Source organism: Rhizobacter sp., assembly GCF_046595475.1.
Taxonomy (GTDB): domain Bacteria; phylum Pseudomonadota; class Gammaproteobacteria; order Burkholderiales; family Burkholderiaceae_C; genus Rhizobacter.
In genome coordinates this window covers 1-11301 of the sequence record NZ_JBKJOQ010000106.1, presented here as the reverse complement: position 1 = coordinate 11301, position 11301 = coordinate 1, and the positions used below count along the sequence as shown (strand labels likewise).

Here is an 11301-nt window from a genome sequence, read left to right as displayed (position 1 = left end):
CGTGGCTGGCGCGGTCAAGACCCGCGAGCCGGGCCAGAACCCTGCAACGCGCACATTTCAAGCTCTTCGGATTTTCGTCAACGCAGAGCTTGAGGAGCTCGAACAAGGCCTGAGCGCGGCACTCGGTTTGCTCGTGCCCGGCGGGCGTCTGGTGGTGATCAGCTTCCACTCGCTGGAAGACCGCATCGTCAAGACCTTCATCGCACGCGAAAGCAAAAGCGTGTTCGACCGGCGCGCGCCGTTTGCAGAGCCCAAGCCGAGCCGGCTGGTGGCGCTGGGGCGTGTGAAGCCCTCTGATGCAGAGGTGGATGAGAACCCACGTTCGCGGTCGGCGGTGATGCGTGTGGCTGAGCGAACGGAGGTGACCGCATGAAGCGAAGGGCGAGGGGCCCCGTGCACGGGGATCGACCAGCGCAATGCGGTCGGAGCCACCGAAAGTGCGGTGCCGAGATTGGGCACAGCTGCGCGGAGGTGGCGGCATGACCTTGTCGATGCTCACAGCTGCGCTGGCTTTCTTTTGGACGCAAGGATCGCCAAGCAAGACGCAAAGAACGCAAAGGAAATCAAGGCTCTTTCTTTCTTTGCGACCTTTACGACCTTTGCGTCTTCTCTTCGCGACCTTTGCGTCCAAAAAGACGGTGCCATGGCACCACCGCCCCGGCAACAGGAAGGCGGCTTGAGCATGACCCGCATCAACCTGCTTCTGCTGATGGCGCTGGTGATCAGCAGCGTCTATCTTGTGAAGGTGTCTTACGAGTCGCGCCGCTTGTTTGCTGCGCTCGACAAAGCGCAGGGCGAGTCGCGCCAGCTCGACATCGAGCACGAGCGGCTGAAGTCTGAGAAGCAGTCTCAGGCCACGCCGCTGCGCGTGGAGCGCGTGGCGCGTGACCGCCTGGCCATGCGCACCGCCACGCCTGCGGTCACGCAGTACGTGACCTATGCCGCCTCGGCGCCTGGAGGCGCGAAGTGAAGGCGAGCCAAAAAGCCCCAAAGGCCGGCGCCGTCAACGTGCGCTCGGTGATGTATTCGACCAGCCCGCTGCTGGCCTCGAAGACACCGCCTTGGCGCTCCAAGTTTCTGGTGGGCCTGGTCGGTCTGGGCTTTTGCGTGCTCGCCGGCCGCGCGGTGTACGTGCAGATTGTGGGCAGCGATTTTTTCTTGAAGCAAGGCGAAATTCGCTACGCGCGCACGCTGGAGCTGGCGGCCAGCCGCGGGCGCATCACCGACCGCAACGGGCTCATCCTGGCCTCCAGCGTGCCCGCGCCATCGCTGTGGGTGATCCCGAAAGAGTTCGAGGCCGACAAGCACCAGCGTGCCAACCTTGCCAAGCTCTTGGGCATGACGCCCACCGAGCTGACCGGGCGGCTCGACGACAGCCCCAACTTTGTGTGGCTGCGCCGGCAGGTCGACGAGCCTGTGGCCGAGCGCGCCATGGCGCTGGGCATCAAGGGCTTGTTCAAGGTGCGCGAGTTCAAGCGCAAGTACCCCGAGGGCGAAGCCGCCGCGCACGTGGTGGGCTTCACCAACGTGGAAGAGCATGGCCAAGAAGGCATAGAGCTCGCCTTCGAGTCGCAGCTTCAGGGCCGCAACGGCACGCGCCGCGTGGTGAAAGACCGCCTGGGCCGGGTGGTGGAAGACATAGGCGAGAGCGTGCAGCCGGTGGACGGCCGCGACATCCAGCTCGCCATCGACTCCAAGGTGCAGTTCTATGCCTACCAGCGTGTGCGCGATGCGGTGATCGCGCACAAGGCCAAGGCTGGCAGCGTGGTGGTGCTCGACTCGCAAAGTGGCGAAGTGCTGGCGCTCGCCAACTACCCGAGCTATTCGCCCGGCGACCGGCGCAACCTGAGCGGCGGCCAGCTGCGCAACCGCGCACTCACCGACACCTTCGAGCCCGGCTCCACGATGAAACCGTTCATCGTGTCGATTGCGCTCGAAAGCGGCCGCGTGACGCCCAGCACGGTGATCTCGACGGCACCCGGGCGCATCACCATCACCGGTTCGACCATTTCTGATTCGCACGCGCACGGCGACCTCACGGTGCAAGAAGTGATTCAGAAGTCGAGCAATGTGGGCACCGTCAAGATGGCGATGCAGATGCAGCCGCGCGAGATGTGGGAAATGTTCACCCAAGTCGGCCTCGGCCAGCGCCCGCAGATCGGCTTCCCTGGTGCGGTGAGTGGGCGCCTGCGGCCGTTCAAGAGCTGGCGCCCCATCGAGCAGGCGACCATGAGCTACGGCTACGGCCTGTCGGCCAGCCTGTTTCAGCTGGCGCGCGCCTACACCGTGTTTGCGCGCGATGGCGAGCTGGCGCCGATCTCGCTGCTCAAAAACCAGAACCTGCCGGCCGAGGCGGCGGCGCCCGGCTTGCGCGTGATGTCGCCCAAGACGGCGCAGGCCGTGCGCGAAATGCTGCGCATGGCGGCCGGCCCTGGCGGCACCAGCCCCAAGGCGCAGGTGATGGGCTATTCGGTGGGTGGCAAGTCGGGCACCGCATACAAGCAAGAAGGCAAAGGCTACGCCGAGAAGAAGTACCGCTCCTGGTTCGTGGGCATGGCGCCTATCAGCCAGCCGCGCATCATCGTGGCGGTGATGGTTGATGAGCCCAGCGATGGCAAGTACTTCGGGGGCGACGTGGCCGCGCCGGTGTTCAGCGAAGTGGTGCAGCAGACGCTGCGCTCGATGAGCGTGCAGCCCGACCTCGAAGTGAAGCAGCAGATCATCTCCAACAAGCTGCCCGCGGTGGAGGAAAGCTTCTGATGGCCGCGCTCACCGCCCTGCATGACGTGGGCAGCGCCGTCGCCTGGTTGCGCAGCCGCGGCGTGCACAACCTCAGCACCGACAGCCGGCGCATGCAGGCGGGTGATGCCTTTGTGGCATGGCCGGGCTACGCCAACGATGGCCGCCAGTTCGTGCCGGCAGCATTGGCGGCGGGCGCGGCGGCCTGTCTCGTTGAAGCCAAAGGTGCTGAAACGTTTGCCTTCGACGGCACGCGCGTGGCGGCGATCTATGGCCTGAAGGCCGTCACAGGCCCGCTCGCCAGCACCTACCTGGAACACCCGAGCCACAGCCTCGACGTGGTGGCCGTCACCGGCACCAATGGCAAGACATCCGTCGCCTGGTGGGTGGCGCAAGCCTTGAGCCTGCTCGGCCAGCGCTGCGGCGTGGTGGGCACGCTGGGCGTGGGCGAGCCGCCGTCGGCGGCGGCACCCAGCGCGTCCATACGCCCCACCGGCCTGACCACGCCTGACCCGGTGACGCTGCAGACGGCCTTTCGCCGCTTCGTCGACAGCGGCTTCTCGGCCTGCGCGATCGAGGCGTCTTCCATAGGCATCGTCGAGCAGCGCCTGGCGGGCACGCGCATCGCAGTGGCCTTGTTCACCAACTTCACGCGCGACCACATCGACTACCACGGCAGCATGGACGCCTACTGGCAGTCCAAGGCCCAGCTCTTCACCTGGCCGGGCCTGCGCGCGGCGGTGATCAATGTGGACGACGAGCGCGGCGCGGCGCTGGCTCCCACGCTGGGGCTGGACGTGTGGACGTACAGCACCAAGACCTCGGCACGCCTGTTCGCCAGCAACATCGCCTACCGCGATGGCGGCCTGGCCTTCACGCTGAACGAAAACGCGCACGCCACTGAAGTGCGCAGCGGCCTGATCGGCGACTTCAATGTGCACAACCTGCTGGCGGTGATCGGTGGCTTGCGCGCGCTCGGTGTGTCGCTGGCGGATGCGGCACGTGTCTGTGCGCAGCTCACCGCCGTGCCCGGTCGCATGCAGGCCGTGAACGCGGGTGGCAGCCCGACCGTAGTGGTCGACTACGCCCATACGCCCGATGCGCTGGAGAAAGCTCTGCGAGCCCTGCGCCCCTTCGCCAAGGAGCGCAACGGTGCGCTGTGGGGCGTGTTTGGTTGCGGCGGCAACCGCGATGCGACCAAGCGCCCGCTGATGGGTGCCGTGGCCGAGCGCGACGCCGACCACGTGGTCGTGACCAGCGACAACCCACGCAACGAAGCGCCGGCCGAAATTTTGAAGCAAATTGCCGCCGGCATGGCGCGGCCAGATCGTGCCGCCGTGATTGAAGACCGCCGTGTGGCCATCGTGCAGGCCGTGCGGCAGGCGCAGCCGCAAGACGTGATTCTCATCGCCGGCAAGGGCCACGAGGCCGAGCAGGAGATTGCGGGTGTGAAGTACCCGTTCTCCGACGTGACCGAAGCGCAAGCCGCGCTGGCGGGGAGGGCGCAGCCATGATGACGTTGGCACAAGCGCATGCTTTGTTGCCCGGCTCTACCTTGGTGGGCAATGGCTCGGTGCAGATCCAGCGCGTGCACTCCGACACCCGCAGCCTGCAAGCTGGCGACCTCTTCGTCGCGCTGCGGGGCGAGCGCTTCGATGCGCACGACTTCCTGCCGCAAGCGTGCGTCACCGGTGCGGTGGCCGCACTCGCCGAGCGCGGCCTGATCGAGGCCGGCATGCCCGGCCTGCAAGTGGCCGACAGCAAGCAAGCCCTGGGCGCTCTTGCTGCAGCCTGGCGCGCGCAGCTGCAGCTGCCCCTCATCGCCGTGACCGGCAGCAACGGCAAGACCACCGTCACACAGATGCTGGCCTCGGTGCTCAAGGCCTGGTGGGGCGATGGCGCTTTCAGCACCCAAGGCAACTTCAACAACGACATCGGCGTGCCGCTCACCCTGCTGCGCTTGCGGCAGGATGCGGCCGTCCACCACCGCGCGGGCGTGATCGAGCTGGGCATGAACCACCCTGGTGAGATTGCTTCGCTGGCGGCGATGACCGCGCCTGCCGTGGCGCTGGTCAACAACGCCCAGCGCGAGCACCAGGAGTTCATGGCCACGGTGGAGGCGGTGGCGCGTGAAAACGGCAGCGTGATCGAAGCTCTGGGCCCAACGGGTGTGGCGGTGTTCCCGGCTGACGACGAGTACGCGCCGCTGTGGCACCAGCTCGCCGGCACACGCCCCACGCTGACATTCGCTCTGCGCGGCAACGCCGACGTGACGGCCGATGCCGAGTGGGCACATGACCCTGGCAACCCACACTGGTCGCTGATGCTGCACACGCCGGCCGGCTTTGCCGCCGTGCAGCTGCGCATCGCCGGCTGGCACAACGTGAAGAATGCGCTGGCCGTCACGGCCTGCGCGCTCGCTGCGGGCTGCCCGCTGGATGCCATCGTGCGCGGGCTTGAAGCCTTCGAGCCGGTGAAGGGCCGCTCGCAGCTCAAGCAAGCACGGGTGCAAGGCGTGCCGGTCACGCTGGTTGACGACACCTACAACGCCAACCCCGACTCGGCCCGTGCCGCTGTCGAGGTGCTGGCCTCGCTCTCGGGCCCGCGCTGGCTGGTGCTGGGCGACATGGGCGAGGTAGGCGACCAGGGCCCGGCCTTCCACCGCGAAGTGGGCGCCTATGCGCGCACCCACGGCATCGACACGCTGTGGACGGCGGGCACGATCAGCCGCTACAGCGCTGATGCCTTCGGGGGTGAACACAGCGGGCATGCGCGCCACTTCAACACCGTGGCCGAGCTGCTGGCCGCACTGAAGGTGGCGCCCGAATGCGCATCGGTGCTGGTGAAGGGCTCGCGCTTCATGAAGATGGAACAGGTGGTGGCTGCATTGACAAACACGTCAGCGCAAGCCGCCACTGAATCAAACCCACAAGGAACGACACACCATGCTGCTTAGCCTCGCCCAGTGGCTGCAGAACCTCTACCCCGATCAGCTGGGTTTTCTGCGCGTCTTCCAGTACCTCACCTTCCGTGCGGTGCTGGCGGCCATGACCTCGCTGCTGATCGGCCTGGCCTTCGGGCCTTGGGTGATCCGCCGCCTCACCGAGCTGAAGATCGGCCAGCCCATCCGCGAGTACGGCGTGCAAGAGCACATAGCCAAGAGTGGCACGCCCACCATGGGCGGCGTGCTCATCTTGATCGGCATAGGCGTGTCCACCTTGCTGTGGTTCGACTGGAGCAACCGCTTCGTCTGGATCGTGATGCTGGTGACGCTGGGTTTCGGTGCCATCGGCTGGGCCGATGACTGGCGCAAGGTGGTGCACAAGAACCCCGAAGGCATGCGCTCGCGCGAGAAATACATGTGGCAGTCGCTGATCGGCCTGGTGGCGGCGCTGTACCTGGCTTTCAGCGTGTCTGAGACTTCCAACCTGCGCGTGCTTGAGCTCTTCTTGCGCTGGGTGCAGAGCGGCTTCTCCAACAACCTGCCGCCCAAGGCCGACTTGATGATTCCCTTCGTCAAGACGGTGAGTTACCCGCTGGGCGTGTTCGGTTTCATCATCCTCACCTACATCGTGATCGTGGGCGCAAGCAACGCGGTCAACCTGACCGACGGGCTCGATGGACTGGCCATCATGCCGGTGGTCATGGTGGGCTCGGCACTGGGCGTTTTTGCCTATGTGGTGGGCAGTTCGGTGTACTCCAAATACTTGCTGTTTCCCTACATCCCGGGGGTCGGCGAGCTGCTGATCTTCTGCGCCGCCATGGCAGGCGCGGGCCTCGCCTTCCTGTGGTTCAACACCCACCCGGCGCAGGTGTTCATGGGCGACGTGGGGGCGCTTTCGCTGGGCGGCGCGCTGGGCACCATTGCGGTCATCACGCGCCAAGAGATCGTGCTCGCCATCATGGGCGGCATCTTCGTGGCCGAAGCGCTGTCGGTGATGGTGCAGGTGGCGTGGTTCAAGTACACGAAGAAGAAGTTCGGCACCGGCAGGCGCATCTTGAAGATGGCGCCGCTGCACCACCACTTCGAGAAATCCGGCTGGAAGGAAACGCAGGTGGTCGTGCGCTTCTGGATCATCACCATGCTCTTGTGCTTGGTGGGTTTGGCGAGTCTCAAATTGCGATGAATAGCAACCCCCACGTCGCTTTGCTCCTGCCTCCCGAGGGGGCGCTCAGCCGCCTTGAGACGGCTCGGCGGAGGCTGAGATGAATCACCTGAAAGACATCAACGTTCTGGTGTTGGGGCTGGGTGAATCAGGCCTGGCCATGGCGCGCTGGTGCGCGAGCCATGGGGCGCAGGTGCGCGTATGGGATTCGCGCGACCAGGCGCCACACGATGCCGCGCTGGCCGAGTACGTGCCGACGGCGCAACGCCTGAGCGGCGTGCTGGCTGACGATGCGCTGCAAGGCGTGCAGCTCGTGCTCAAGAGCCCCGGTTTGGCCCCCGCTGACGAACGCATCGCCGCATTGCTCGATACCGCGCGCCAGACCGGTGTGCCGGTGCAAGGCGAGCTCGACTTGTTTGCCCGTGCACTGGCCGACTTGAAGGCCGAGCGTGGGTATGCGCCCAAGGTGATCGCGATCACAGGCACCAACGGCAAGACGACGACCACTTCGATGACGGCGCAGCTGATAGAGCGCGCAGACAAGCGCGTAGCGGTCGCCGGCAACATTGGGCCGACCATGTTGCAGACGCTGGCCGAGGTGCTGGCGGCTGAGCCTGCTGGTGATCTCGCTGCTGATCCGGCTGCTGATCCGGCTGCCGAGCCTGCCTCGGTTGGCGCTGAGTCTGCCTCCGTTCGCCCTGAGCCTGCCTCCGTTCGCCCTGAGCCTGTCGAAGGGTCAGCGCCCGCCGACGAGGGGCTTCGACAAACTCAGCCCGCACGGGATGAATTCGTTGACGAGCAATCTGGTGGAGAGGAAACCATCGCCACTGAGCCTGTCGATGAGTCCGCGAAAGAGATTGAAAAGCCAGTAGACGAAGACGAGCCCACCAGCGGTGGCCCGCCGCCGCACCTGATCCCGCCGCCCCCGCCGGGCCCAGTGTTCGAGCACCTGCCCGAGGTGTGGGTGCTGGAGTTGTCGAGCTTCCAGCTTGATGGCGTGCAAGGCTTCGAGCCCAGCGCTGCCACCGTGCTCAACGTGACACAGGATCACCTCGACTGGCACGGCAACATGAGCGCTTACGCGGCTGCCAAGGCGCGCGTCTTCGGCCAGCATGCGGTGATGGTGATCAACCGCGATGACGCTGCCACCGAGAAGATGGTGCCCGCGCCCGTGCCCGGCAAGGGCCGCTTCGCCAAGCCTGTAGAGCGCCATGTGGTGCGCTTCGGCCTGGATGCGCCGCGGCGCCCCGGTGACTTTGGCCTGTTGGTTGAAAACGGCATTGCCTGGCTGGTGCGCGCGATGGAAGCCGACGAGACCCTCAAGAAGCCGCGCAAGGGCGCCGTGGTCGAGCCCGAAGACCTGCACATCCAGCGCCTGATGCCCGCCGACGCGCTGCGCGTGCGCGGTCGCCACAACGCGGCCAACGCGCTGGCGGCGTTGGCCCTCGCCACGGCGGTGGGTTGCCCGCTCGCGCCCATGCTGCACGGCCTGCGCGAATACGCCGGCGAGCCGCACCGTGTGGAGTTCATCAGCCTGGTCAACGGCGTCGAGGCCTACGACGACAGCAAGGGCACCAACGTGGGTGCCACCGTGGCTGCGCTGAATGGCCTGGGCGACGACAAGTCGCCTGCCAAGCTGGTGGTGATTCTGGGCGGCGATGGCAAAGGGCAAGACTTCTCGCCGCTTGCCACGCCGGTGCAGAAACATGCGCGCGCCGTGGCCACCATCGGCCGCGATGCAGAGGCCATTGAGCAGGTGCTGCGCTACACCGGCGTGAGCGTGCAGCGGCACGAGACGCTGGAGGCTGCCACACAGTGGGCCTTCCAGCGAGCGCATGCAGGCGACGCCGTGCTGTTGAGCCCGGCCTGCGCCAGCCTCGACATGTTTCGCAACTACGCCCACCGCGCCGAGGTGTTCGTAAACGAAGTGCGTGCCCTGGCGGCAGCGACAGGGGAGGTGGTGTGAGCGCCTTGGCTGCCCGCTTCAATTGGCAAGGCGTGAAGGAGCGCATCGCCACGCTGCTCAGGCGCGATGGCGGCAGCACCAGCGTGCCCATCCGCGACTGGAACGGTGCCAGCAGCCAGCCCACCAAGCTGCAGGGCTTCGACCAGCCGCTGCTGTGGGTGGTGGTGGCCTTGATGGCGCTCGGCCTGGTGATGGTCTATTCGGCCTCGGTGGCCATGCCTGACAACCCGAAGTTCGCGCGCTACGCGCCTACGCACTTCCTGGTGCGGCATGCGCTGTCCATATTGGTCGCGTTTGTCGCGGCGGTGGTGGTGGTGCAGATACCGGTGAGCGTGTGGGAGAAGTTTGCGCCGTGGCTGTTTGCCGGCGCCTTGATTGCGCTGGTGATGGTGCTGATACCGCATGTGGGCAAGGGCGTGAACGGCGCGCGCCGCTGGATTCCCTTGGGCTTCACCAACTTCCAGCCCTCCGAGCTCGCCAAGCTGGCCATTGCGCTCTACGCCGCCAACTACATGGTGCGCAAGATGGACGCGCGCGAAAACTTTTTCCGTGCCGTGATGCCGATGGCGGTGAGCGTGGCGGTGGTCGGCCTCTTGCTGTTGGCCGAACCCGACATGGGCGCCTTCATGGTGATCGCGGCCATCGCCATGGGCATCTTGTTTCTGGGCGGCGTGAACGGCCGCATGTTCTTCCTGATCACCGCCGTGCTGGTGGGTGCCTTCGTGCTGATGATCAGCTTCAGCGAGTGGCGGCGCGAGCGCATCTTTGCCTACCTGAACCCGTGGGACGAGAAGTACACCTTGGGCAAGGCCTACCAGCTCTCGCACTCCTTGATTGCTTTCGGCCGCGGCGAGATCTTTGGGCAAGGGCTGGGCTCTAGCGTTGAGAAGCTGCATTACCTGCCCGAGGCGCACACCGACTTCCTGCTGGCGGTGATCGGCGAAGAGCTGGGCTTCGTCGGTGTGGCGGCGGTGATCTTTGCGTTTTTCTGGCTGTCGCGGCGCATCTTCCACATCGGCCGCCAAGCGGTTGCGTTGGACCGTGTCTTCGCGGGCTTGTTTGCGCAAGGCATTGGCATCTGGATGGCCGGGCAGGCCTTCATCAACATGGGTGTGAATTTGGGTGTGTTGCCGACCAAGGGGTTGACGCTGCCGCTGATGAGTTTCGGGGGGTCGGCGATCTTGATGAACATGATCGCGTTGGCGATCGTGATGCGGATTGACATCGAGAATCGCCAGTTGATGCGGGGGGGGCGCGCATGAGCCATGCTGGTTCGTTCATCCGTCTCAGCCCGCTCGGCCTGAGGTTGCCGCTTCGCGTATGTATTTCTACCTGTCTTGCTCGACGGCGCCGGGTAGTCGCCCCGGCGGGCGAGTCACTTTGGTGTTCGCATAACTTTGCTTCGCAAAGTGAGCGAACCCCCGCTGCGCGAACATTTGTCGCGCCAAATGAAAGTAACCAAAGCAAAGGCGCTCTCCACTCGTCACAGCTGCGTGGTCAAAGGCTACGGCCTGTCAACGCCGTACTTAAGCTAAGCCGCACACCTGCTGCGATTTCTTCACCACACGCCTCGCTGCGCCTCGGCGCATTGACAGGGGATGTTTGCGCAGCAAACGACCGCATTGCTCTTGGGCCCCTTCAGAGCCGTCGAGCAGCGCAGAGCAGTCGGCCCTCGGCCGACCGGTGACGAGGGTCGCCTTTCTTTTGCCTACTTTTCTTTGGCGAAGCAAAGAAAAGTTGGTCGGCTGTCGGGACGAAATCCCGACGCGGCCTCACGCATTGAACAAGACCACCACGCGAATAGCGCCACACGCCTTCGATACGCGAATGCGCCCTCCCCTGAGGTATCGAAGGGTCAGGCTGAGCGGTCTGTGATGCGCGAGCAGCCAACCAGATAACCCTATGGACATCGACTTCTCCACCCTCACCGAATACCAACGCTACAAGCTGATGGCCAGCCTGATCGTCCCTCGGCCGATCGCCGGTGAAGCCACCCCGCATCGCCGAAGCCCCGGTCGCCTTCGAGTGCACGCTGTGGGAGACCCTGGAAACCACCAGCCGGCAGATCTTCATCGGCCAGGTGCGTTGGCTGCATGCGCGTGAAGGCCTGATCGACACCGAGCTTTGGCGCGTGCGCCTGCAAGAGTACTTCCCGGTGGCGCGCTTCGGCGCGAGCTACTACGTCAACACGCGCGAGCGCTTTTCGCTCGACAGCCAAGCTGCCCAGGCCAACCCCATCGACGAGATGTGACCCAACCGCCTCAGGGCACCGAGAAGCGGTGCACGCCGTCGCCGTCTACGTGGCGCACCAGCTTGCCCGCATGCCACAGCGCATTGAGGTGGGCAATCGACTCGCCCATGGCAAACGTGGTCTGGTGCAGGTCGAGCTTGCGCTTGAACAGCACCGGCAGCAGCCCGGCTGCATGTTGCGGCGCCGCGCGGCAGGCCTCGAGCACCTCGCCGAAATGCAGGTCGTGGTGGTGGGTGAGC

Annotated in this window: 8 protein-coding genes and 2 pseudogenes; 9 read left to right on the top strand and 1 reads right to left on the bottom strand. The window is 65.5% G+C overall.

The annotated features are described in order from the left end of the window. The 9 genes and pseudogenes from mraW to AC30QB_RS19055 all read left to right on the top strand — a co-directional run. Positions 1-373 (top strand): 16S rRNA (cytosine(1402)-N(4))-methyltransferase (mraW, locus tag AC30QB_RS19095; RefSeq protein WP_489547847.1); only part of this gene is annotated, 373 nt, incomplete at its 5' end. Between the two features lie 309 nt (positions 374-682). After that, complete coding sequence (ftsL, locus tag AC30QB_RS19090) at positions 683-970, top strand: cell division protein FtsL (RefSeq protein WP_489547849.1); 288 nt, start codon at positions 683-685, stop codon at positions 968-970. Positions 971-1020: 50 nt separating this feature from the next. Next, positions 1021-2760, top strand: a complete 1740-nt coding sequence (locus AC30QB_RS19085) for a peptidoglycan D,D-transpeptidase FtsI family protein (protein ID WP_489547848.1) — start codon at positions 1021-1023, stop codon at positions 2758-2760. After that, a complete protein-coding gene (locus tag AC30QB_RS19080; protein WP_489547846.1) occupies positions 2760-4253 on the top strand; it encodes a UDP-N-acetylmuramoyl-L-alanyl-D-glutamate--2,6-diaminopimelate ligase in 1494 nt (497 codons plus the stop codon). Before AC30QB_RS19085 ends, AC30QB_RS19080 begins: the two co-directional genes overlap by 1 nt. Next, positions 4250-5695: a UDP-N-acetylmuramoyl-tripeptide--D-alanyl-D-alanine ligase gene (locus tag AC30QB_RS19075; protein WP_489547845.1), complete on the top strand. Its 1446-nt coding sequence runs from the start codon at positions 4250-4252 to the stop codon at positions 5693-5695. The genes AC30QB_RS19080 and AC30QB_RS19075 overlap by 4 nt, the downstream gene beginning before the upstream one ends. Further along, positions 5685-6866 carry a phospho-N-acetylmuramoyl-pentapeptide-transferase gene (gene mraY / locus AC30QB_RS19070; RefSeq protein ID WP_489547844.1) on the top strand — a complete coding sequence of 394 codons (1182 nt, stop codon included), beginning with the start codon at positions 5685-5687 and terminating at the stop codon, positions 6864-6866. The genes AC30QB_RS19075 and mraY overlap by 11 nt, the downstream gene beginning before the upstream one ends. A 79-nt stretch (positions 6867-6945) precedes the next feature. Beyond that, on the top strand, positions 6946-8811 hold the full coding sequence (gene murD / locus AC30QB_RS19065; RefSeq protein WP_489547843.1) for a UDP-N-acetylmuramoyl-L-alanine--D-glutamate ligase: 1866 nt from the start codon (positions 6946-6948) through the stop codon (positions 8809-8811). Next, on the top strand, positions 8808-10073 hold the full coding sequence (ftsW, locus tag AC30QB_RS19060; protein ID WP_489547842.1) for a putative lipid II flippase FtsW: 1266 nt from the start codon (positions 8808-8810) through the stop codon (positions 10071-10073). Before murD ends, ftsW begins: the two co-directional genes overlap by 4 nt. Positions 10074-10789: 716 nt before the next feature. Next, positions 10790-11062, top strand: a pseudogene (locus AC30QB_RS19055) (flavin reductase family protein); the annotation flags it as partial. A 10-nt stretch (positions 11063-11072) separates the two neighbouring features. On the opposite strand, the pseudogene AC30QB_RS19050 reads toward AC30QB_RS19055, so the two are convergent. Continuing rightward, positions 11073-11301, bottom strand: a pseudogene (locus tag AC30QB_RS19050) (MBL fold metallo-hydrolase); the annotation flags it as partial.

Excerpts from the sequence above, each read along its gene's own strand:
- ftsL (WP_489547849.1), top strand. The coding sequence starts at position 683 with ATGACCCGCATCAACCTGCTTCTGCTGATGGCGCTGGTGATCAGCAGC.
- AC30QB_RS19075 (WP_489547845.1), top strand. The coding sequence starts at position 4,250 with ATGATGACGTTGGCACAAGCGCATGCTTTGTTGCCCGGCTCTACCTTG.
- murD (WP_489547843.1), top strand. The coding sequence starts at position 6,946 with ATGAATCACCTGAAAGACATCAACGTTCTGGTGTTGGGGCTGGGTGAA.
- AC30QB_RS19080 (WP_489547846.1), top strand. The coding sequence starts at position 2,760 with ATGGCCGCGCTCACCGCCCTGCATGACGTGGGCAGCGCCGTCGCCTGG.
- mraY (WP_489547844.1), top strand. The coding sequence starts at position 5,685 with ATGCTGCTTAGCCTCGCCCAGTGGCTGCAGAACCTCTACCCCGATCAG.
- AC30QB_RS19085 (WP_489547848.1), top strand. The coding sequence starts at position 1,021 with ATGTATTCGACCAGCCCGCTGCTGGCCTCGAAGACACCGCCTTGGCGC.